Genomic DNA, 22,301 nt, shown 5'->3' on the forward strand with positions numbered 1-22,301 from the left:
TGACCCCGCCCGTATGCGCGGGTGCGGGGCGGCCAGTCGGCCAGCTGTGTCGCGGCGGGTTGCAGCCCGTCGGTTCGCCTGGGAGCAACCAGGCAACCCCCGCTCCCGCTGCACGGGACGAAGGAATTTCGTTCAGATTGATAGAATTTCGGCCCAGCGATCGAACACCGCGCGGCGTCGATCGAGCTGGACGGAGCGGTTGTATGCCGCCTCGACTTTGCCCTTCCCCGCATGGCCAAGCGCGGCATCGATGTCGAAGCGCCACTCCGGGCCCATCTCCTCGTTGAGGATCGTCGAGAAGCTGGCGCGCCAACCATGTGGTACGTGTCGGCCGGCGTAGCCGGCGCGGATATACAGTTCGCGAAGGGCGCCCGCGCCGATCGGCTTGTCTTTCACGCGGCCGGGGAACACCAGATCATGCATAGCTGCATCCGCTCGATGCATATTCTTGGCGCCGCGCAGGACGAACAACGCCGCTTCACTCAACGGTACGACGTGATCGAACCGCGCATCGTCCTTCTTCGCGCGGCTCAGTTTCATTCGTTCGGCCGGCACCGTCCAGGTGCGTGCCGCGAAATCAATCTCCGCCCAGACCATGCCGCGCAGTGCGGCAAGCCGCACCGCAGTCAGCGCGAGAAAACGCGATGCCATGATCGTGAGCGGCCGCGCCTCGTCCAGCTCGCACGCGGCAAGTAGCGCGCGGCAATCGGCGATCGTCGTCAGGGCGGCATGTGGAAAAGATGGCGGCGCCGCGAGCATCGCCGCGCCGAGATCATCGGCCGGGTTGGCCGAGACAAGTCCTTCGGCCCGGCCGAACTTGAATATCTCGCCGAGCCGCTGGCGCACCCGGTGCGCGCTGGTCCTGCAGCCGCGCGCCTCAATCGCGCGGATCGCCTCGAGCAGATCCCTCGATGTAATCGCGTCTGCAGTCTGTTCGCCCAGCTCGGGGAAGATATCGCGTTCGAGACTGCCGAGGACGTCCCCGGCATGCGCCGCCGACCATCCGCCGCGCTTCGCGCGGTACCATGCGCGGCCGAGCTGCTCGAGCGTATCGACTGTGATCGCGACGCGCCGCGATGGATCGACGCCTTGCTCGATCTTCTCCTTCGCCTCGGCCTGCAGAATACGCGCACGCGCAACGTTGACTTCGGGAAACTGGCCGAAGGTGAGCAGCTTCTCGCGGCCACGCCACCGATACTTCTGCTGCCAGCTCTTCGTACCGGTAGGTCGGACGAGCAGATGCAGCCCGCCTTGGTCGTGCAGTTTATACGCGCGCGAATGCGCACCGGCAGCTTTCGCCGCGGCGTTCGTCAGCATATGAGTATCCGTTCTATGTGACCGCCTCGACGGCCGAACATGATGATCCGAAACGTAAGCGGCGCTATCGGATTGAGCTCTAGATTATCGCTGAGCTATCAGCTGCGATTTTAGTTTTTCGTTCGTTTAGGTAGGCTAGCCATGACCCAAAACTTTGAAATTGTTCGCCTAATAGCGCAGTTAGTGGGTGCTCTTTTGATCGCTTGGCTTGCCGTTCGATGGGCGCTTTCCCGCTACAAATCAGAAAAGGTCTGGGAGAGAAGTCTCGAAGCTTATTCAGAAATTCTCTCGTTACTTGTTGAGATACGCGGCATCGACCATGACCGCCTCACGATGTTGCAGGAGGCAGATGTCTACGCAGGTCATCCCCAAGCCAGCGAATTTCATTCGAGGCTGAGCGACGTTCAACCGCGGCTTCAAAAAGCAGTAGCTAAAGGACGTTTGCTGTTGCCGGAACGCGCCCAAGCCATTCTAATAGAATTGAGCGCGGAATTTGATCGGCAGCGTTCTTCTTCCGATTTGGAACATTTGTTAAATGCGAGATACGTTGCAGTAGGGAAGGCTATGACGGCCTTGATCGACTTTGGCCGCGGAGACCTCAGTATTGATAGCGAACGGCACGGATAATCCCTCCGCGTCGGTCGAGTGGCGAGCCCGCGCAGTTCTGCCGAAAACAGGCTCCGCGTCGCGGGACGATACCCCCGGCGATACCCCCAAATTTCGCGCGGATTTCGGTCTAGAAGTTAATGTCGCAGGGCACCACGGCCGCGCCGCGGTGCCCGCACTCGCTGCAGCGTGCCTTTTCCTCGATGGTCGATAGAGTAAGGCTTACCCGCCGCGCGTTCAATTCGATCATCAATTCGGAGCTGTTGGCTTCGACAACGTGGCCGCATCCGTCGCAGGTGAAGCGAAGATTGTAACCGCGCCGGGCGCACTCGTTAACCGAATCGAGTTTATGTCGAACCATACTGACGTGATGGAACAGGCAGGGAACATCGGTCAATGAAGGGCAAGCCGGACGTTCAGGATCCGAAGGGCGAATGGAAGCTGTATTTCGGGTTCGCGTTCTGGAGCCTGCTCATCATTGCCTGGCTAATCGTTTCGGCGATCGAGCTCATCATGCTCGCATACTGAAAAGTACTTAGTCCGAAGCGCCTGCGGCGGGGTCGACCTTGGCTTGCGCTTCAACCCAACCGATCAGCGCGTCGAGCTGGATGGCCTGCTCGGTGGCGATGAGATCGCGCTCGAGCTGGTTTGTGGTTCGTCCTGTGGCAGGAAGTCGAGGATCGCTGGCCGTTTCATTAGATCCTGCGGCGGCATGGGATAACCCGGGCACTGAGTCGCCTGCGGCCTCACGCTCAGTACCGGTTCCGGCCGATAGCTCTTGCCGCAACCTGTCAGCGCGATCACGCACGATAGCGAGGCGAGCGCGGTAATCGTTCTCGATGGCATCGGAAATTTTCTCCTGTTCGGCCGTAACCCGCTCGAGCCGTTCGCGCTCGAGACGCGCAGCCTCTTCCTGTGCGAGGCGGTATGTCTGTTTGGTGGTGCTATGGGCCAGGCGTTCGCTGTCGCGCTGTGCCTCGTACTCGCCCGCCTTCGCGATCCACCCCGCAATCGATATCGGCCCGAGATGAAATCCGTTGAGCCGCACCGACTGTATACTGGCAAAGATCGCCAGCACGAGAACGGCCGCGCCGATCGCGGCGAGCCAGACGCCCTTCAGCGCGATGCGAGCGGTGGTCCAGGGCGGCATCAGGCGCGCAGCCCGGTGAGATAGCCGCGCACCCCATACTTCGCGGTAAGCTCCATGTTGCGCAGCCGGCCATGCCGGTAGCTGACATGCACCCATCGCCCGTACTCGTAGATCAGCTGGTCGTAGTTGAGGTTGCGCTGCATCCACTGCGCGAGATCCAGCACGCCGACCCCCGGTACCGTGAAATCCGCCGCCTCGCCCAGGCAATGCTGGCTGCTGCCGGAACCTCCGATCGCGCGGTTGAGGATCGGCGAACGGTATCCGCTCGAGACGACGACCGGTCGATCGAAATGGGTGCGTACCGGTTCGAGTACTTCGATGCAAAGCGTGCGAAGGTTCGCGATGACGGCCGGCGGCGGATCGTTCGGAATGTCGCGCCGCGCGGCGGTCTGCGACGCGGTCATCTCGGCAAGAGTAAAATGCGGGGACAGGTTCATGCGAAGAAACTCCAGCAAACGAGGAGCCAGACCGCCAGCAGCGCCCAGTAACTCCACCAGAACGGGCGGGAATAGGTCCGGCCTTCGCCGAGCGCGGCGACCCAGACAAAAAGCGACTTGCCGGCGATGATCATCACCGACCCGACAAAATAGACGGGGTCGTCGGTCGCGAAGGTCGCGCCGTCGCCGACCATCTGCTCGATACGGCCGTAAAGCTGCAGGATCATGCCCAGCGCGTGGAGATCCATGCCGAGCGCCATCGCGAGCCCCGCATTATAGATCGACAGCGGAAAGCGCCGGCGCCATCCGGGCATGGTGTAGCCGGCCACGATGAAAATGCTGCCGAGCACCATGCAGCCGAAGATGAAGAGGATCATTCGCCCTTGCCTTGTGTGAGTTCGGTTATGCCGCGATCCGCGCCGAGGAGGCGCTCGATGCGTTCGGCGCGCCTGGTCAGCTGCTCGGCCTCTGCCTTCAGCCCGTCGATGTCGGCGAAGAATTTCTGGACGCCGGAGAATTTCGGCGGGAACGCGGCGCGCAAGGCAGCGCGAATGCTTTTCAGATCACTCATCGTCCCGGATCCCCAGTCGCGTCTCGATCCGCGCAACGATGATGTTCAGCCCCGCAATGACTTCGCGTACTGCGCCAAGCGCATCCGCCGACTTCGTCCAGGCGCGAAAGGCCATGAAGACGACGCCGAGCAGTGCAGCGAGCATCAGCGCACACAGCACGAGCGCGACGAACAGGATCGCCCGCCAGTCGTCGAGCTCGGCCATGACCCGGCCGGCCTCGACGACATCGGGCGCGCTCATCGTCGGCGCGGCTGCGAGCAGAAGGTCCAAGATCATGGCCTCCGTCTCCTCGAATTGGTGTGAAGTATTCGGTTTACCGAACCACGATCTCGCGCTGGTGCGGCTTCACCGAGTGGCCCGGATAAGGGTAGGTGTGCGCCGGATTGTAATAGCGGGAATCGTGCTCGGTCGGCATGTCGAGATACAGGCGGTTGTCGTAATCTCGCGGTCGCAAGAGTGCCGCGGTCGCCGGGCCGCGCAGATAGGAGATGCTGTCGCCGGGCTGGAACGCCTGCTTGAGCGCGATACGGACCGTGCCGGCCGCCGCATCCTCGATCGTCACCGTGCCCTTGTGCGTATCCGGATAACCGACTGCGTCCATGCGGTAGATCGGGCGCCGTTCGCCGGTCGCAGCACGGGTGAGCTCGAAGCCGGTGAGCTCCTGCTGGTGCGGCGACGGAACCTCCGGCATGGCCAGCCCGCGTTCCTGCCGCCGCGTGATGAGCGTGCCGTTGTTTGGCAGCAGGATGCGGCCGATCGCGTAGCTGTTGTCGAGCGAAACGTCCCAGTTCTCCACGTCGATCGCCGGTTCCCCGACCACGTCGCCTAGATCGCGCAGGATAGGAACGAACGCGGGCTGCAAATAATAGATGATACCGTCCTGCAGATAGAGGTTCGGGTGGATCGTAACGGGGTAGAAACAGGATCCATGGCTCGAAGGGCCAGTGACGGTATCGTATTGCTGAGCGATCGGATTGGCCTGGATCGCATCGAAGATCTCGCGCTTGGGCTCGAGCCAGCGATTGCCGGCATTGGGTCCACTGAAATTCGGATTCTCCGGATTGCTGCTGTCGAGATCGTTGAACGGCATCGGCGTGAGCATCGCGAACGTCGCTGTGTCCGCCAGCAGGCCGCGCCCCTGCCCGGTCGCATCGAACAGGCAATGATCGACGCGCTGGCCATTGACGTTGACGAACTGGCCAAGCGGTACCGGCGTTCCGTCCTTCTGCTTGCCGTACCAGTACGGGAAAAACGCATCGTCGTAATAGTTCGCGCTGCCGGCGTCGCTGTTGTGCCAGCGCTCGATCAGAGTATCGACCGGTCCGTACTTGCCGGTCATCGCATCGTGCAGCGCCTTCACATCAGCCCAGCTGCGCTCCGGGCGATCGTCGTTGAAGACGGTCGCGCGAGAAGTTCCGCCGACATGCTCACAGGCCAGCGCGATCTTCATCCCGGGCTTGGCATGGTCGAGCCAGGTCGCCAGCGTCGCCATCGCAGGGTTGATGAGCTTTGCGTCGGCCGTCGCCTGCGTGACCAGCGTCGCCTGCACGGCATCGCCGACGGCCGAGCCGGTACGGCGATAGACCACGACATTCCCGTCCGGCACGTTCGCGGGCATCGGCAGCTTCTGATAATTGGATTCGGGCGCGGTGAGGTGGGCTTCCTCGCTTTGCCCCATCCAGAAATACCGACCATCGACCGTCGCCGGCAGGACCTCGGTACTGATCTCGCCGCCGTCCTCCCAATTGTCGAACAGCGTGCCGCTGGTGCCGGACAGCAGAATGATGCCGTATCCGCCCGCCGTGATCCGCCCCGCGCTATCGTCGACGAACGTCCCCTGGTGCTTTCGCGCTCCGTCGATCGTCTGAAACACCTTGAACTCGACTTTGGTCGGGAAAACGGAGGCGACGACCTCGCACGTTGCCGACGTTGAACTGTCGGGTACCAGTGTCGATGCGCCGGACAGCGTCAGCTTCGAGACGTTCTTCTCGAAGCGTACGATGCGATTGCTGGTCCCGCCGCTGTTGAGGCGCATCGCATAGCCGGTGAAGCCGTCGATCGGATCGTTCGTCCCGAACAAGGCGATCCCGGCGCGCACCGTTGCCAGGAATTTGGCCTGTACCCGCTGGGGGCTGACGCCGGCGCTGCCCTCGCGCAGCGCGACGGCGTACTGGACGTTGTTGTTCGAATAGACGTTGTCCTGCGCCGCGCTGACCACGAGGTTGGCGAAGCTCGACATCCATCCCGTCCGCTGGCCGAGCTGCTGATCGGATGCTGACGGATTGTCGAACGCGTCGACGAAGGCGGCGGCGACCACGGTCGTATCGTCGTTCTGGATCGTAATCAGCGACCGGTAGAAGGTCGTGTCGACCATACCCGGATCGGCGTTGCGCAAATCGAGATAGAACACGTATTCCGGTTCCTCGTCCGCATTGGCGACGATGCTGAAGCGGATGGTCTTGATTTCTTCGCCGGCCGCGAATTCGAGCGTGCCGGACGGATAGGCGCCGCCTTCGAATTTCGCGGCGGGCGGCCCGTCCTCGCCCAGTCCCTCGGTATGCGTATACCACTCGACCGAACCGGCCGCGCTCGCATCGTCGCGGCTGACGGTAAGCGCGTATTCGGTGAGCCCCGCATCGCCTTCGGGCTGCGACAGGGAAGAAGGCTCGAGCGAATAGGTCGCGCCGCCCGGCGGAGGCGTGCCGGTCCCGGCGTCGACGGCGCTGACGCTGTCGGTGCTGCGCACCCAGGGACCGTTATCGATGCTCTGTTCGCAGGTGATGTTCCTGTCGCCTGCCTTCATCCGGTATGTGCGGAAGGCATCGCCGACGCCGGTGGTCCCGGGAATGACCTCGCCGTCGCGCAGGGTCCGCCAGGCGCGCTGGTCCGGCGAGGCTGGAAAGCCGCGCGTCGCGCCGAGGCCGAAGGATACCCAACTGCCGACCTCGACCGTCGCCTGCCCGTCGACCGTGAAGTATTCGCCGTCGAAGCCGACATGCAGCTTGGACGGGTTCACGATCTCGATTGGACCATTGTAGGAAATGTATTCCGGGCGCTGGATTTCGTGGCCCCACGGCAGCGGTGCGAGATCGGGCTCGATCGGTAGTTCGACGTTCGGATCGCCGTTGACGGCGGCGGCGAGCAGGTCGACAGCCACGCCGTTGGCCGTCGCCGGGGGATTGGACACACCGACATCCCCGACCGCCACGTTCTGCCCACCTTGTACGGGGTTGCCGCTGCCGTCTGCCGGATAAAGGGCCTCGTCGTAGGTCTTGATCGTCGCGCTGTTGAACCGGCGCAGCCGCATGAACGGTTTCGCGGGATCGGTCGCGGTCGGATGGCGTCTCAGCGTATTCCTCCGCATCGTGCCATGCGCGCCGCTGACATCGATCCCGTTGGGCGAGTCGCATGCGAAATCGTTGTCTTCGATCAGATAGTGATGGTTCGGCAGCGCCGCGACGGTGTCGTAATCGACGACGCCCTGCCCCAGCCAGACGAAGTCGTTGCGGCGGAAGATGAAATGTGAACATCCGGCGCGAGGCTGGCCGATATCGGGATGGCTGGAATCGTACCAGCCAACGCCGATGTCGCTGCCGACCTGCGGCGGCGTACCGTCGTCGAAGAAGCGGATCTTCTTCGTGACGATCACGCCATCGCGCGAGAAATTGTCTTCGAAGATGAAGTAGTGGCAATCGACGAACTGAGAGGCATCGGCGCGAGCCCATTCGAAGATGCTCTTGCTGATGATGAAATGGCTGCAGCCGTTGAACGAGACGCAGTTTTTTGCCTGCCCCGCCACCGCGCCCGCGATCCAGACATGCGATGCGCCGGCGCCCTGGATGCTCTTGCTGTTGATGTTGTCGGTCGTGCCGAGGACCGCATCGGCGGAGTATGTTCCGCCGGCGAATTGCGTACGGATCAGGGGCGAGAGCAATTCGATCGAGAGGATCTGCGCGCGCGGCATGACCACCTGCACCCAAGCAGGCTTTGGCGCGGTGATGCGCCAGTGGAACGGATCGCCCGGCGTATCGAGCACGATGACCTCGCCGCCTCGCGCCATCGCATAGGCGACCTTGAGGGCGTCCGGCGAGGAGACCGTGATGAATTGCGGCGATCCCTGCACCGTGGCAGTAATGGACATTAAGCGACCTTTCTGAAGACGGCGACGTAGATGATGTTCGGGGTGGCCGCCTCGGACTGGCCGATCGTCAGGAAGACCGGATCGCCGACGAAGGCGGGCTCGGGCACCATGACCTCGATGCCTTCCCCGCCGGCCGGCGAAAGCGCGATCCATTCGGCCTCGGACCGGACCTCGCCCGTCGCATCGAGGATGTGGCCGGGAGCGGGAACTGCGGTGGACGGGAACTGGTGAAGCGCCGCGCCTGTCTGGTCGCGCACCATCAGATTGGCGTTCGAAATGCCGTTACCGAGCGCGGCGTGAATGACATACGTGCCGGCACCGGGCAGATCGATGCGGTTTGTCGCCGTCGAGTTGCGGCCGAACCGACCGGCAAGTCGCCGATCGACGAGCGTCGCATCGCTAGTAGATATCGCGGCCGCGCGATCGAACCCGTAGAACAGGTCGTCGTGAAGCGGATTGGCCTGCGGATAGGTCGCCGTGTTGGTGTTTCCAGCGATGCCGACGAGCGGATAGGGAATGTCCGGCAGGTTGAGCCGTGCTTCCTCGCTCCCGCAGAACGCGAAGGCATGGATCAGCTCGTGGCCCGGCACGATCGGGCCGAACGGTGCACTCATTGCCAGAGTCTCCCCGCCCGCCGCGTCGATCGCCCATGATTTCAGGATCAGACTCGATCCGACCGTATCGGGAATGGCGAAATCGGTACGGTTCGGCGCAGCACGCCGGGTCAGAACATCTTCACCGGTATCGGTGACAATCGCGGCTTCGAACCGCTCGATCGTGCCGTCCCAGTCGCCCATTACCAGTGCGATATGCGTGTTGGTCATTGGCGCACCGTCGATGAAGGGCGCGGACAAGTTCGTAGCCGATCCGTCAGGTGCGACGGTGTCGAAGGTGTAGACGCCGGTCGCGTCCCCGATTGTCACGCCGCCCAGCGGATCGCGTAACGTCAGGTGAAACGCGCCGCTTCCGCCGAGTGCTTCAGGATTGACAGCGACAGACACGACGGCGGCGTTCTGTCCATCGGCGAGTTCGATGGTGCCGGTAGCCGACTGGTCGTCGGCAAGATCCTCCGCCGTCGCATCGCCAACAAAATCGAGCGACCAGGCCGCCGTCACCACTCCGTCCGTCCCGCCGGTTCGCGCGATGGGGAAGCGGATCGTCGAACCTTCGAGCTTGCCATCGCCGACCGAGAGCTCTCCGGCCAGCACCTGCGCATCGTCGCCGAGGATCGTGGCGGTGGCAGTCGGCGAAGCCGCGCCGACAGCGAAACCGTCCGGCATGGCACCGAAGCCGACCGTGAACTGCTCGTCGCCCTCGATCTTGCGTTCGCCCAGCACCTCGACGTCGAACGCGACCCGCTGCGTGCCGATGGGAATGGTGGCAACGCCGGAGCGGGGACCGATGAAATCGTCGTCCTGCGTCGTGACATGCGTGACGAGCCAGGGGATCTGCGCGGCTTTCAACGCGGGCCGCGACAGCAGGATATCGAAGGTGAACGCGGTCGGTCCGTCGTTCCCTTCGAACTTGCTTTGCGAGCCGTAGATATTGACCGCGATAGGTCCCTGCGCCGCGCTGCTGTCGGTATTCGTCTGGAGATCGCTGACAGCCTGCTGCAGCGCCTCCTGGACCGCACGCAACTCGGCAACTTCCGCTTCGGCGTAATGCTCGACATATTCCGCGCTCGCCCCGGCGCGAAACGTGAAATAGGAAATCTTCGGGTCTTCGTCTGTGTTCTGTCCGTAGAGACTGATCCGGATGGATTTTGCGCCGGCCGGAAGCTTGATATCCTCGAACTTGAACCGGGTCGGTCGCTCGATCCAATTCTCTCCGAGTGCCCGCCACAGGCGAGACCCTTCGGGATCGCTGTAATCCGCCTTGGCGCGATCCGCTTCGAGGCCACCGGCGATGAGCTGGCCGCCAGCGTCGAGCGCGGCGATCCTGACATAGACCCCGCTCATCGGAGAATAGGGCTCATCGTGCGGATGCTTGCGCATAACCGTCCACCCGAGCGAAAAACGGCCGTAGGGCAGCGCCGACACGTCGATATCGAAGTTTCGCGCGTAGATCGCGGTACCAATCGGGCCGGGTTTGATGGCCTTCACGCCATCGATGACCTGTGTGCTCAAAGGTCCGCCCAGCCATTTCGCCACGGTCCCGGGCTTTCGCAATTCGGGATCGGGCCAGAGATTGCGGAAGATTGCGAACTGCTCGCGCGCACGGGTGTTCGCATCGAAGTTTGCAACGGCATCGGCGGCTTGGGTTCGCGCGGTCTCGGCACCGGCGCGTGCCGAGGCGCTGGCTGCGGCGCTCGTTTTTGCTTCTTCGGCCTTGGCGCTCGCCGTCGTGGCATAATCGCGAACGGTGGCGACCTGCGCGACGGCTGAGCTTACCGTGTTTTTAGCTTCGTGCAGGTAACGCGCCATCAAGCGCGTATCTTCGCCGAGGAGGACCGAAGTGCCGCGCAGATCGCGCCTGATGACGACACTCATGCCCAGGGGCTCGCGACTGCGCTGGCGCGGACATGAAAGGGCCCGGCTATGGCTTCGAACGTAAATTCGCCGGGAGGGGTGACGTGCAGTCCCCAGACAAGCTCGGTGTCCTCGCCCGGTGTGGGCATGGGCATTTGATGCATAGTGAAATCGTTGATCCGGACCCAGACGGTCGTAATTGGAACGCCATCGACGGTCTCGAACCCGGCAACATAGACGCCTTGAACGTAAGCGGAGGTGACTTTGCCGAGCTCCGCGCGCAATCGCCCGCCATCACGCCGGTCGCGCACCTCGAAGCGGAACTCTGCCTCGCGGTAGTCCCATCCCTCGAATACAATCAGTCCCTCGGGTGGGCCGAACGACGTCGATCGTACCCCATGAAGGGGCACGAGGTTGTTGCGTTGCATTGTAGTGGTTCCCTTCTTCCGAGGGTCGAAACGAGTCAGAGGTTCGCTTATGGAATGTAGTAATTCGTTTCGTTGAATTCGGACCGCGACCATCCGGAAGGTGCGGAGCCGCCCGACGACGAAGTCTCTCCGCTGTTTCTGGGAAGCGAAGGCGAACCGAGATAATGGCGTGCCGGTGTTGCCGGCTTCAACGCGGCCACGTTGGAATAGAGACTGGCCTGATAGCCGACCGCGCCGCCCGCTCTTTCCGCATCGTCGTAGAACACGTGGTACCGGCTGCCTGCCACCAGCGCGGCACCGGTATTGTCGGTCGTGATCGCTCCGCCGCCCACCTCCACTTGCCGGTCGGGATAGATGCGCAGATGCGCTTCCACCGTAATTGTCGTATCGGTCGCGACGAGAAGCCCGTCGGCCGGATCGTAATCGGTGGTATAGCTCAGCGCGATCTGCTGCTGGATGTAGGCTGCCGGCTGACTCGCGGCGGCGGCGATCCGATCCCGCTCTTCGGGCGTCTGCCCCAGCGCCGGGGTGGCGGGAGCCGTTGCCGTCTTGCCCAGCGCGAAGGCATGCTTATTCGGCGTCTCTCCGATCATCGTCAGGGTGACTTCCAGCGTGCGGGGATCGATCTCGCGCTTCAGGACGATGGCGGGTGTATCGAGACCGAGATCGGGACGATTGATATGCAGGCAGTCCCCCGGCCGGTAACGACGCAGGCGCGGCTTGCAGGGAATGGTGATCGGATAGAATTCGCGCGCATTGACCAGCCTGTACGCGGCAAGCTGTCCCGCCTGCTTCCTGTGCTTCACGAGATTGAACGGGAAGCTGGTGCTGACCTCCTCGCCATCCTCCTCGAGATATTGCGCGTTGACGATCGGCGCTGCCTTGACCAGCTCCCAGTTGTCTGCCTCGCTCGTATATTCCGGAACGATCCGGTTTATCCGGTCGCGATAGCTCTGCATCGCGGTGACTTCGGCATCGACCGTTCCGGCGTCGGCTTCCGTGATCGTGTCAAGAACCACGCGCGGGCGGTCCCAGTGGAACCCGATCCCGGTATTGAGCGGTAACGGCTCGCCGCCGCCCGCGATGCAGATATCGCGCAGGTTGCGCCAGCGGTCGCCGGGCTCGAATACCGCACCGAAGATGCGCCAGTCGTTCGCATCGCAATCGTTCGCCCAGGTCGCGATCGCTTCGAAGTCGATCGCCTCGCGCGGCAAGCCCATCCCGAAAACGCGCTTGCCGTTGCGATACCGGCCGAAGGCATAGGTGCCGGCATGCAGGGCCGGATTTTCGCTGTACTCATAGGTCACCTCGTTACCGAGGCGATGCGAACCCGATCCACCCGGAAACGTGCTGTCCTTGCGCGGATCGTAAACCCGGACCCATTTCGCGTAAGCACCGGCGACCGGTCGGCCGGAAGCATAGCGCTCACCGTCCTTGTCGAACTTGTAGTTCCACCCGATTGCCGCCTGCCCGGAAAGCCTGTGCGAACTGCCCCATCCCGGCGCCGCGCCATAGGGCGGTACCAGCGCCGAAGCCGAGTTCTGGCCGAGCTGCGACGTATGCGCGAAGAAGCTCGAATAATAGGAGCCAACCGCCTTGAAATCGAACTGTGGCGTCAGCGGACCGGCGATCGCGCCGCCGACGCAATAGACCACCACTTCCCACAGATAGGGGTTCGGCACTTTCTTCAGCGTCGCTCCGTAACCCGTACGATGGCGCAGGACGCCTGCGAAATATCCCTCGCCCATCACATAGGGCGATGGCGCATCCGGATCGATGCGCAGCTGCGTGATGCTGCCTCGTGCTGGAGGCGGCTGCGCGAGGGCCTGCGCCCCGATCTGGGCGACACCGGCCACTACGCCCGCAACCGTGGCGACCGTGCTGGCGACGGCTGCGATACCCGGCGCCACGATGCCGAGTGCCCCGCCGGTCGCGACTATGCCCGCGACCAAAGCTATTCCGCCGGCGATCTTGCCGACCGTCTTGAGCGCCTTCGACATGGTCGTTCCCGCCGATCAGCGCGCCGTCAAAGCCGCCATGCCGCATCGATCTCGTCGAGCGACACATCTAGCAGGACGAGAACCGGTTCATCCTCGCGCCATCCGGCTATCTTGCGCGGGGCGACGTTGACGAAGATCGCGTCCAGTCCTTCTGTCCCTGCCACCGCGCATAGATCGCCCAGGCGCATCTCGGCCGGCGCAATCCGCGTCAGGTGCGCATCGAGCAGGCCAATCAGGCTTTCGTGACCGAGCGTGCGCAGCGCTTTCTTCGCACCGATCGCGCTGCGAAACCGCGGGACCGTGGGCAGCCGCCGCCCCATGGCCCGGGCCTGATAGCGCGCGAGATGCGCGCAGGTCCTGGCATAGCGCCAGTCGAAGGCGCGATTGCGGAATCGCGCCATGGTCTTTTCGGTCGCCAACCGCCGGCGTTCGAGTTCTGGCGGTCGGCTCATCTGAAATACCTGTCGAGGACCGGGTTGATGACATCCATGCGCCCGCCGCCGCTTCCCCCGCCACCCGAACGGGAACCGCGGCTCGGGCCTTCGACGCCCCAGGCGACGGGGATGCTCAGGCCGGTCGCGTTGTCGTGTCCAAGCTCACCGGGATTGACGCTCTTGTGAAACGCCGGGCTTAGCGTGTTGCCGATATCGAGTTCGAAGAGCCGTTCGGCGTTCGAGACGATCGACATGGTCAGCTCGCGGCTCTGGCCGACCCGCAGGGTGGTCTGGTCGATCTGTCCGTCGAACATCGCTTCAGGGGTGCCGACAACGAGTCCGCTGTCGACGTCGTATTCCGCGATCCAGAAACGGACGCGGCTGCGCTGGTATCCGGGTTTCGAGAGTTCGACCGGGGCCGTAGTGCCCGGTGGCAAGAGGGTAAGATCGAGCGCAGGGATCTCGTCGCCCTGGCCTTCGGTCATGCCGTCGACGGACGAAATCGACCCGAACACCGGGTCCGCGCTGCGATAGGTATCCCCGTTCCACCTGATGAAGCCGCCGTCGCACAGCAGCACGGTATGCTCGGGCAACTCGATCTTCAGCAGCCCGATCATTGCGATACGCTGCATCTCAGGCGACCTCGCGAATGGGTACGGAAAGCGCGATCAGGCGATTGACCGGGATCTGCCAGCCCCATTCCGTGCCGACCGGCCGCCCTTCGATCATCGGCTCGACGAGATGGACCTTCGCACCGTCCGCAAAGGGGAAGCGCAAGGCGGGTTCGATCTTCATCGATGCGCGCCCGTCGTCGGCCGCGATGCCGGTCGATCGGCAGTTGTGAAGAAAGTGCTGGCCCTCGACGTTCTCGATCGAAAGCCAGAACCCCTCCTTGAAGACATAGCCCGGAACGAACCCGCGCATTGCGATCGTCGTGCCGGCCTGTCCGCCGCCGGCAATGCGCGGCTCGCCCGGAATACCCTGGTCGACACCGAGCAACGGAAACGGGATGCGGACACCCTTGCGCTTGGCCTCCAGCAATCGCGAGACGAACACGCGCGCTTTCTCCGGCTCCATTGGCGGAAACGACACTTCGATTGTGAAGCGCGATCCCGGCCGGTCGACGCGCAACTCGGCGGCACCCGTCGGCGGTACGAGATCGATGCCGAAATCCAGCATTGCGGGCGAGGCGCCGTTCGGTGCCGGCGCATCGGGAAGCTCGATCATCCGACCCGCCGGCTCTGCCGCCGTGCCATCGATCGCTGCGCCACCATCGATCCGCCCTGCATGATAGCGGGCGCTGCCTGCTGGACGCGGCCGTCGACAACGACATCGAAATACGGCGACGGAACGACCTGTATCATCGAACCGCCGCCGCGGCCGAGTTCATGGTTCGGAATTATCGTGCCGCTGCTGCCGGGGTGGAATATTTCCGGCCCGTTCTCGCCAACCAGATACGTGCCGCCGGCAAGAACCGGACCGCCCATTGCACGTGCGCCGTCGAGAATTGGGAATGGTCCGCCCCAACCGCTTTCTGAGGAAAAGAGGCTTTTCGCAAGCGGCTCGATGATCGCCTTCTGGACGGCGATGCGCAGCAGGTCCGCAATGATCTGCTTCGCGACGTTGGCGAAAACCTCTCCCAGGGATTTCACCCCCATGATCGCATCGACGATGCCATCGTTGAGAGCCTCGAGCCCGTCGATCTTGATGCCGTCGATCGCTTCGTTGATCTCGGCGGCCGACATGTCGAGGTCGTCGAGATAGCGTTCGAGTTCAGTGCGGTTCGCTTTCTCGCCTGCAGCCCGTTCGCGAGCCTCGATAGCATCCAGACTGGCAAGCAGGGCTGCGGCCCGCTTCTTCTCGGTCTCGCTCGCTTCAGCGGATGCGACAACCAGTTCGAGCTGGTTGCGCCGGTACTCCTGTTCCAGCGCTAGGATCTCCGCCGCGATGGCCTTGCGCTCGCCCTGCGTGTCGGCGAGTTCGTAATCGAGCTGAAGGAGGTCGCGCTTGGTATCGAATTCCGCTTCCGCGAGAGCCAGAGCCTCGCGCTCGAGATCGATGGCATATTCCCGCCGCAGCGCGTCCTCGTACAGGCCTTCCTTGGCCGTCACCAAGATGTCGCCATTCTCCGCGATATCGGTCGCCACGCCATAAAGTTCGTCGATGACGGCGGCCTGCGCGGCTTTCTGCTGGGCCAGATAGTCGAGGGACTGCTGTTTCTCCGCCGCGCTCATGCGCTCGCTTTCGGCGACCTCGGCGGCCGCGGCCGCGAACTCTTCCTCGAGCTGGCGTCGGCGCTCTTTCACTTCCAGGGAAAGCAGCTCGCCCGCGATATCGGCGCGCTCGGTCGCATCGGTCGCTGCCTGTCGCCGGGCTTCGAGCTCTTCGGCATCGAGCCGCGCGGCTTCGGAGACGAAGCGGCGTTCCAGTTCCGCCCGGGTGATGCCGGTTGGTTGTCCCGCCCTTCCCGCACGCGACTTCCTACCGTCGCCTTTGGTCCCGGAAGGCGATGTCGTGCTGGAAGGAGCACCGTCGCCGGTCACGTCCACCCCGGCATTATAGCCTTTGAGGATAAGCATCATCTGATCGTTGTTAGCGGCGATTTCCTTCTCGATCGCTGTAAGCGATCTTTTCTGCTCCTCCGTGCGAATATCGGCTTTCACGTTCGCGGCTGAATAGGCAGCACCCATCCCACCGCCCGGGGTGTAGGCAACTGGCACTGTGCGCTGACGCGCAACCTCCGCCTTAATCTTTTTCTTGTCCTGTTCGAGCTCGACGTTCCGCGCGGCGAGGCGCGTAATACCAAGCTGCTTCAGCGTCGCTATCAAGTCCTCGGCCGCACCGATTGCATCTCGCATCGACTGGGCCATTCCATTGATTTCGCCCGTAGCACCCTCGGCATATTTGCCCATGCCTTCTACGGCGACCCCTGCTTGATCGAGCTTCTGTTTGTATCGCGCAGCGGTTTTCTCGGCTTCTTCGGCCGATTGTTCGAATTCTTCCGTTTTTTGCCGTGCGTCGGCTGATCGCGCTGTAAGCAAAGCATATGCACCGGCGACGAGACCCAAAGTGACGAGAACTGGTCCAAGCGAAGTTTGCAACGCGAGTATGGCGCCCCGCAATCCACCCACCGCCGCAGTGGTTCCGGCAGCCGTTGTCGATGTTGCCACGAATACGCCGGAAAGAGTGACGAGCGCCGATTTGAGAGATCCAACCAAAAAGACGAGCGGACCGGTAGCTGCTGCAAGACCGGCCAGCACGACAAGGCTGGTTTGAACTCCCTCAGGAAGCTTGGAAAACGAATCAAGCACTGCAGTCAGAGTGGAAATGAGAGGCGTGATCGCCGGGATCAGCTTCTCGCCAATCGCGACCTGCAGTTCCTCGAAAGCCGCTTTCGCCGCACGCACACGGTTCGCGGTACCGTCCGCGGTCCGCATTACGTCGCCTTGCGCATTCGTCGTCGCTTCCATGATCAGCGCGGCGCGCGCCATCACCTTGTTCTGTTCGGTGATCGCGTCCGCGCTGCCGGCCAGCCCCATCTCCAGCGCCTTCGCCTTGACGTTCGCCTCGGTAAGGAAGACGCCGAAGTCGCGCAGCGGCTCGCTCTCGCCGGCAAGCCCGGATCGCAGCTTCGCCAGCGCTTCGCCTGGATCGGTGTTGTAGAAGCTCGACAGATCCTGCGCGAGGATGGCGAACTCTTTCGACAGATCGGCTGCCGCTTGACGCGTCGGGGCAGCCTGGTTGAAGAAGATGCCGAAGGTGTTCGTGGCCTTCTGGATTTCCTGCGTCGACCGGCCCATGGCGTTGCCGGTTTCCTCGGCCCACTGGGTCATCGCCTTCGACATCGACCCGAAGGTCTGGTCGAATGCGCTTTGCAGCTCGGCCGCGTCGCTCGCCGCATTCACCGCGAACCCGCCGAAAGCGGCGAGCGGCGCGGTGATGCCGATCGTCATGCGCGCGCCGAGATCCTTCATCGCCGACGCGGTGCGCTGCGCCTGCCGCTGGAACTTCACCAGATCTTTCTCGGCCGTGCTCATCCCCGAGCGGAACTGCCCGCTGTCCAGCCCGAGGCTGATCAGCAGCGATCCGAGCATCGTCGCCATATCAGCCCACCTTTCGGATCGTCATTGGCATGCCGCGGCTCGCTGCATCCTGCAGCACGCTCAGCATCTGTTTCGGCGTCGCCTTCCCGCGGGGCCGCGATCGGGCGAGATAATGGTCGAGCGGCTTCAGGCCTGCCGTCGTCTGCCCCATCAGGGTGAAGGCCGCCGTCTGCCACGCGAGCGTCAGTTGCGCTTCCGCTTCACGAGTACGGCGCCTGCCGACCCCCTCGATCACGGCCCGGAAACTTGCCGGTGTCTGTCGCCAGAAGGTTTCCTCGCTTTGGCCGGCATTCGCCCAGAGCGAGAGAAGATTCAGCCAGCCTTCGCGGCCTTTCGGCGCCGCTTCGGCTTCGCTTGCGGAGGGTTTGCGGTGCCGCCGGCATCGCCTCCCCCGGTCGGCAGCGCCTTCGCGATCGCCTTGGCCACGACCTCGACCGTGCGCGGCAGGCCGACCTCCTGAATGATCGCACCGCCGGTCTTCAGGTCGACGTCCGGATGCGCGCCTTCCAGCGCCCAGGTGAGCAGCTGCCGCAGGTTCGCGAAGTCCACACGCTGCGCGATCTGGAGCATGCCCCCTTCGTCGTCCAGCGCGCCGAGATCGACCAGCCCGAGAAAGGGCGCGGCCGCGACCATGAACTTCTCGCCGGTGCGCTCCTCGATCTCGCAGATCGCATTGAAATCGAATCGGACTTCCCAGTCCTGCTCCAGCGCGGTGAAGCGCTGGCTGTCGATCGCGCTCAACTTAGTTCGCCGAAGCCGCGTCGATCGCGGCCTTGTCGACCGGCTTCAGCGTGATCTCGAAGGTACGTTTGCTGTCCTTCGGGTTCTTGCGCTTGAAGTTGTAGAACAGGCCGGTGCCGGACACTTCGAAAGTCTCGTCGTCCTGCTTCAGCGTGATGGTATAGGGAAGCGCGCCCTCGGCATCGTCCGCCGCCTCTAGCGTCGCGTCGCTCGCCGAATTGATCACGTAGTTGCCCATGATTGTGATCGGCGTGCCGTCCTTGAGCGGCTGCTTTTTCCACTCCTTGTAGTCTTCGGTGTCGAAGCTGGAGGTCTCGTAAAGCTCGCGCTCGTTGCTGGTCGGCAGCTCGGGAATGTCGTCGATCTCGGCGACGACGACGAGGCCCGCGCCGACATCGATCGCGAGCTTGGAGCCGAAGCCGGTGGTTACGTCGGAAAGAGGCATGGTCGGTTCTCCTAACCCTTGTGCCAGATAATGAAGTCGATGCTGTCCACGTGGACGAACTGCGTTTCGCCGCGACTGCCGCGGCTGCGAACCGCGTCGACGAACGCGCGGTCGAAAATGATGTCCGAATGACGCCCTGCCGGGAGAACCGCGGCGATGACCGCCTCGCGCAGCGGGACGATGCTGTCCTTCCCCTCGCCGACGATATCGGCCTGCACGCGGCTCGGCCGGATGCTGTCCGGGCCGTCATGCGTCTGCGGGCGCGGATCGCTCACCAGCGTGAGCACGATGCGCGGCGTCTTGGCGTTCTGCGGGCTTTCGTCCCAGTCGATCGACGGCGCGCCGGCGGTCTGGCCGATCAGTCCGGCGACTGCCGGATCATCGATCAGCCGCTTGCGCAGTGCCGCCTCGAAACTCACGAAGAGGCCTTTCTTGCCGCGGCGCGCTTTATAGCTGGCCAGATTTCGTCGGCCACGCGCTGCGGGGTCGCAGCCTTCTCGGAATCGAACGCCGGTCGCATGAACGGTTCGGCCTTTTGTCCTTTTTCAGGGGCCCCGAATTCTTTGATGACGGAAACGCCTGCGACCCCTGGATCGCGGTAGGTCCCCCCACCATTCTTGCGTGCGACCTCTTTGGGCGGTTGAACCGATTGATCGATCCCGATCAGGACCTTGGCTTCGTCACCATCCGATCCGCGCTGCCGCTTGGCCGCCGCGATCTTTACGGACTTCTCCAAGTCCCCGACGTCTTTCGGCGCATTGCGTTTCGCAGCGTCGCGCATCGGTTCAGCCGCCTTCCGCAAACCGAACAATCCGACACGACGGACGACTTTGGGATCGCCAAGCTCGCGCAGTGCCTTCTCGATCGCCTTGCCGCCTTCGAATTTGAAAGTCGGCGTCATGCCTGCACCCGCTCTACGAGCAATTCGACGCCCTCGCGCCGACCGACCTCGATGGGCGGTGCGACCAGCGAATAGTCGTCTCCCTCGAACCGGACGGACCAGGTCTCGTCGATCGTTCGCGTCAGCGCGTCGGAGCGCATCCAGATGCTCAGCACCGCCTTGCCGGCAAGCTGAAGGCCCTGCACCTTCTCCCTGCCCATCGCTGGCTTCACCGATGCCCGGCGCGACCCGGCTACTTCGGACATATTCCGCGTCGTGTAGCCGGTATCCTGTCCCATGCCCGGTTTCAGCAATTCGACACGCCGATCGAGCGCGCCCGCGCGAAGCTTGCCGCTCACAGCCAGATCCGGTGATTGGCGAGCAGCGCATCGACGCGCATACTCGATTTTGTTTCTGCCGCCACGGTGCCGATGACACCGCTCTCGCGAAAGGCGAACTGGTCGCTAACCATCAGCAAGAGAGCGGTTTTAATTACTGGCGGCAGAAGATCATACCCGACACGCAGCCGGACCTTGATCGCTTCGCTTTGACTATGCAGATCGTTCGGCCATCCCTGGCCGGTTCGCGGGCGGATGCCTCGCCAAAGTCCCTGTCCGCAGAGCTCGACGGTGTCGAGCACGATAGCGCGTGCCTCGCCGCTCCGATCGTCGAATGAAATCGCCTCGATCGCTGTCACCGGCCCTATCGGCAGACGCAGGAGGTCGCACCATTCGTCGGCCAGCAGCTCGACCGTTTGGTCGACGAGGCGGGTGTTGGTTCGGTCCTCCGTATGCCCGCGTGCTGCCGCGATGAAAGACGCGAGCAATTTGTCGAACTCGGTGACATCCGCATCGATCGACACGAACTCCTTGGCCTCTTCCAGCGCGACCGGTTCCGTCGCCGGGGGGGCAACGGTGGCGGCAACGGACCAGGCCATGGCTTACTTCGCGGCGGCCTTCGACTTGGCTTTCGGCGCCGACTTGTTCTTCGGCTCGACTGCCTTCTTGTTTTCGGGCTTCTCGGCCTGCTTCGCTTCCGGGTTGTCGGGCACGTCGCCCTCCTCTTCCTCGACGATCTCGACGAGACCGTTCGCGGCCAGCTCGTTGGCGCGGGCGCGGCTCACGGAGAATACTTCTCCGGCGTGGACGCTCTTGTCGACGTCGGTGCCTTCCGCTCCGCTGTAATCGCGCAATACCTTGATCTTCATGGGTGCTCCTTCTGGGGGACGTACCGAACGGAGGCGACCCGAGAGGGGGTCAGGCCGCCACCGTTCGGGCGGAGCGCTTGGCCCCGCCCGTCCGATTGATTTTGAGTTGTCCGCGATCAGGCGACGTTGCCGAAGTCGCCGTAGATGAAACACTCGGGGCGATAGAGCGCCAAACCGAGCCGCTCTTCCCCGCGGATCGTCACCATGTTTTTCACGAAGTTGTCGCGATCCTCGGTGCTGATCTCGACATTGGCGTCCTCGCGGTCGAACACCTGCGCACCCAGCTTGAATGCACCGGTGAGGAACTTATCGACCGTCATTGCCGGGGTTTCGACAACCGGTAGGCGCCAGAGCTTCGGCGTGGTGCCGTCCTGAGGATCGCCGACGATGTAACGTCCGTGATCGTCCTTCGCGGTCTCGATACGGGCCCAGTCGATCGGGTTGAGCACGTGGCCGGTAGCCGGATACTCGGCGAGGACGGCCTGCAGCATCGCATAGCGCAGCTGGTCGATCATGCTGCCGGCGGCGAGACCGCCACCGTCATAGGCGACCGCTTGCGGAATGATGCCAAGCAGGTTGTCGCCCGTGCCGTCGCCCTTCAGCAACTGCAGTTCCTCGGCGTAGGCAAGCCCGTAGCGGAGCCGGCCATCGATATAGCTGGCCAGCATGGGTGCGTCGGCGAGGATCTGCTTCGATGCCTGAACCCAGTGCGCGATCGTCGCGACCGGCAGGGTCTTCTGATCGAACTTCATGGTCGACTCGGCCTTCATCTGGCCTTCGGCCTGAGGTGCGGCGTTGTTGGTGAAACCAGTTTCCTGCACGAACTGGATCGCATTCGAGCTGGTCCGGCCCGGCGTGATGAGATCGCGCACCGTCATGCGACGTTCGGGCGGGGCAACAATGCCGTCCTGTCGATCGGGTACGATCAGATCTCCGGCCGCACCGTCGGTATCGGTCGTGACGCTGGTGATAGCCTTCACGTCCATCTGAACCGAACCCTTGGACGGTACGCGGTCCATGAAGCTCTTCACGTCGTCGCTGTCGACGACACGCTGTCCGAGTGACTTGCGACCCTCACGGCCGCCATCGCCCAGACCACCAGCGAGCTTCTGCTCGATCTCGGTCATCTGCGCGCTGAGCTCGTTGAACTTGACCAGCGCTTCGTCGGCCGAGGTTTTAGCCGCTTCGGTAAGCTGCTCGCCTTTCTCGAGGCGACCTTTGGCGTCCTCGGCAAATTCCTTCACCTTATCGGTCGCCTCTTTGAGTTCACGGCTAAGCTGCTTGACGTCGGGTTCCGAACCGCCATCCTTGCGGCCGAATTCCATCGGCTCGCCGCCCGGAAGGCCAGCGAGAATGTTGGGATGCTTCATTT

The 22,301-nt window shown here is 63.2% G+C and carries 26 protein-coding genes; 2 read left to right on the plus strand and 24 right to left on the minus strand.

Annotated features, from left to right (window positions below; genetic code table 11):
• Positions 1-132 precede the first annotated feature (132 nt).
• A complete protein-coding gene (locus E3U23_RS11210) occupies positions 133-1,317 on the minus strand; it encodes a tyrosine-type recombinase/integrase (RefSeq protein ID WP_279351349.1) in 1,185 nt (394 codons plus the stop codon).
• 141 nt (positions 1,318-1,458) lie between these two features.
• Between E3U23_RS11210 and E3U23_RS11215 the strand changes: the two genes are divergently transcribed.
• A complete protein-coding gene (locus E3U23_RS11215; RefSeq protein ID WP_279351350.1) occupies positions 1,459-1,944 on the plus strand; it encodes a hypothetical protein in 486 nt (161 codons plus the stop codon).
• A gap of 109 nt (positions 1,945-2,053) precedes the next feature.
• Here E3U23_RS11215 and E3U23_RS11220 read toward each other — a convergent pair whose 3' ends face one another.
• Complete coding sequence (locus E3U23_RS11220) at positions 2,054-2,320, minus strand: hypothetical protein (RefSeq protein ID WP_279351351.1); 267 nt, start codon at positions 2,318-2,320, stop codon at positions 2,054-2,056.
• Here E3U23_RS11220 and E3U23_RS11225 point away from each other — a divergent pair.
• The gene (locus tag E3U23_RS11225) at positions 2,320-2,451 is read left to right on the plus strand and encodes a hypothetical protein (RefSeq protein ID WP_279351352.1); all 132 of its coding nucleotides are present in this window, start codon (positions 2,320-2,322) and stop codon (positions 2,449-2,451) included. The genes E3U23_RS11220 and E3U23_RS11225 overlap by 1 nt on opposite strands.
• Positions 2,452-2,458: 7 nt before the next feature.
• Here the strand turns inward: E3U23_RS11225 and E3U23_RS11230 are convergent, their stop codons facing one another.
• The 22 genes from E3U23_RS11230 to E3U23_RS11335 form a co-directional block, all read right to left on the minus strand.
• The gene (locus E3U23_RS11230) at positions 2,459-3,073 is read right to left on the minus strand and encodes a hypothetical protein (protein ID WP_279351353.1); all 615 of its coding nucleotides are present in this window, start codon (positions 3,071-3,073) and stop codon (positions 2,459-2,461) included.
• Entirely contained in the window at positions 3,073-3,510 is a 438-nt protein-coding gene (locus tag E3U23_RS11235; RefSeq protein WP_279351354.1) for a D-Ala-D-Ala carboxypeptidase family metallohydrolase, read from the minus strand. Before E3U23_RS11235 ends, E3U23_RS11230 begins: the two co-directional genes overlap by 1 nt.
• Complete coding sequence (locus tag E3U23_RS11240; RefSeq protein WP_279351355.1) at positions 3,507-3,887, minus strand: hypothetical protein; 381 nt, start codon at positions 3,885-3,887, stop codon at positions 3,507-3,509. The genes E3U23_RS11235 and E3U23_RS11240 overlap by 4 nt, the downstream gene beginning before the upstream one ends.
• On the minus strand, positions 3,884-4,081 hold the full coding sequence (locus tag E3U23_RS11245) for a hypothetical protein (protein ID WP_279351356.1): 198 nt from the start codon (positions 4,079-4,081) through the stop codon (positions 3,884-3,886). Before E3U23_RS11245 ends, E3U23_RS11240 begins: the two co-directional genes overlap by 4 nt.
• Positions 4,074-4,358, minus strand: coding sequence for a hypothetical protein (locus E3U23_RS11250; RefSeq protein ID WP_279351357.1), 285 nt, complete (start codon positions 4,356-4,358; stop codon positions 4,074-4,076). Before E3U23_RS11250 ends, E3U23_RS11245 begins: the two co-directional genes overlap by 8 nt.
• A 37-nt stretch (positions 4,359-4,395) precedes the next feature.
• Positions 4,396-8,223: a hypothetical protein gene (locus E3U23_RS11255; RefSeq protein WP_279351358.1), complete on the minus strand. Its 3,828-nt coding sequence runs from the start codon at positions 8,221-8,223 to the stop codon at positions 4,396-4,398.
• Positions 8,223-10,712, minus strand: a complete 2,490-nt coding sequence (locus E3U23_RS11260) for a hypothetical protein (RefSeq protein WP_279351359.1) — start codon at positions 10,710-10,712, stop codon at positions 8,223-8,225. Before E3U23_RS11260 ends, E3U23_RS11255 begins: the two co-directional genes overlap by 1 nt.
• Positions 10,709-11,119, minus strand: coding sequence for a hypothetical protein (locus tag E3U23_RS11265; protein ID WP_279351360.1), 411 nt, complete (start codon positions 11,117-11,119; stop codon positions 10,709-10,711). Before E3U23_RS11265 ends, E3U23_RS11260 begins: the two co-directional genes overlap by 4 nt.
• Before the next feature lie 47 nt (positions 11,120-11,166).
• Positions 11,167-13,119 (minus strand): hypothetical protein, encoded by a 1,953-nt coding sequence (locus E3U23_RS11270; protein WP_279351361.1) that lies wholly within the window; start codon positions 13,117-13,119, stop codon positions 11,167-11,169.
• Positions 13,120-13,145: 26 nt separating this feature from the next.
• On the minus strand, positions 13,146-13,571 hold the full coding sequence (locus E3U23_RS11275) for a DUF6950 family protein (protein ID WP_279351362.1): 426 nt from the start codon (positions 13,569-13,571) through the stop codon (positions 13,146-13,148).
• Positions 13,568-14,185: a hypothetical protein gene (locus E3U23_RS11280; RefSeq protein WP_279351363.1), complete on the minus strand. Its 618-nt coding sequence runs from the start codon at positions 14,183-14,185 to the stop codon at positions 13,568-13,570. The genes E3U23_RS11275 and E3U23_RS11280 overlap by 4 nt, the downstream gene beginning before the upstream one ends.
• Before the next feature lies 1 nt (position 14,186).
• Positions 14,187-14,780: a hypothetical protein gene (locus tag E3U23_RS11285; protein WP_279351364.1), complete on the minus strand. Its 594-nt coding sequence runs from the start codon at positions 14,778-14,780 to the stop codon at positions 14,187-14,189.
• On the minus strand, positions 14,777-17,656 hold the full coding sequence (locus E3U23_RS11290) for a hypothetical protein (RefSeq protein ID WP_279351365.1): 2,880 nt from the start codon (positions 17,654-17,656) through the stop codon (positions 14,777-14,779). Before E3U23_RS11290 ends, E3U23_RS11285 begins: the two co-directional genes overlap by 4 nt.
• Position 17,657: 1 nt before the next feature.
• Positions 17,658-17,891 carry a hypothetical protein gene (locus E3U23_RS11295; RefSeq protein WP_279351366.1) on the minus strand — a complete coding sequence of 78 codons (234 nt, stop codon included), beginning with the start codon at positions 17,889-17,891 and terminating at the stop codon, positions 17,658-17,660.
• Between the two features lie 77 nt (positions 17,892-17,968).
• Positions 17,969-18,397, minus strand: a complete 429-nt coding sequence (locus tag E3U23_RS11300) for a hypothetical protein (protein WP_279351367.1) — start codon at positions 18,395-18,397, stop codon at positions 17,969-17,971.
• 1 nt (position 18,398) lies between these two features.
• A complete protein-coding gene (locus E3U23_RS11305; protein ID WP_279351368.1) occupies positions 18,399-18,842 on the minus strand; it encodes a hypothetical protein in 444 nt (147 codons plus the stop codon).
• A gap of 11 nt (positions 18,843-18,853) precedes the next feature.
• Entirely contained in the window at positions 18,854-19,261 is a 408-nt protein-coding gene (locus E3U23_RS11310; RefSeq protein WP_279351369.1) for a hypothetical protein, read from the minus strand.
• The gene (locus tag E3U23_RS11315; protein WP_279351370.1) at positions 19,258-19,743 is read right to left on the minus strand and encodes an HK97-gp10 family putative phage morphogenesis protein; all 486 of its coding nucleotides are present in this window, start codon (positions 19,741-19,743) and stop codon (positions 19,258-19,260) included. Before E3U23_RS11315 ends, E3U23_RS11310 begins: the two co-directional genes overlap by 4 nt.
• Positions 19,740-20,081 (minus strand): head-tail adaptor protein, encoded by a 342-nt coding sequence (locus E3U23_RS11320; protein WP_279351371.1) that lies wholly within the window; start codon positions 20,079-20,081, stop codon positions 19,740-19,742. Before E3U23_RS11320 ends, E3U23_RS11315 begins: the two co-directional genes overlap by 4 nt.
• Complete coding sequence (locus E3U23_RS11325) at positions 20,078-20,659, minus strand: head-tail connector protein (RefSeq protein WP_279351372.1); 582 nt, start codon at positions 20,657-20,659, stop codon at positions 20,078-20,080. The genes E3U23_RS11320 and E3U23_RS11325 overlap by 4 nt, the downstream gene beginning before the upstream one ends.
• A gap of 3 nt (positions 20,660-20,662) precedes the next feature.
• Positions 20,663-20,929, minus strand: a complete 267-nt coding sequence (locus E3U23_RS11330) for a hypothetical protein (RefSeq protein WP_279351373.1) — start codon at positions 20,927-20,929, stop codon at positions 20,663-20,665.
• Positions 20,930-21,045: 116 nt separating this feature from the next.
• Positions 21,046-22,299, minus strand: a complete 1,254-nt coding sequence (locus E3U23_RS11335) for a phage major capsid protein (RefSeq protein WP_279351374.1) — start codon at positions 22,297-22,299, stop codon at positions 21,046-21,048.
• Between the last annotated feature and the right edge of the window lie 2 nt (positions 22,300-22,301).

This window comes from Erythrobacter litoralis (genome assembly GCF_029760855.1).
Classification (GTDB): domain Bacteria; phylum Pseudomonadota; class Alphaproteobacteria; order Sphingomonadales; family Sphingomonadaceae; genus Qipengyuania; species Qipengyuania litoralis_A.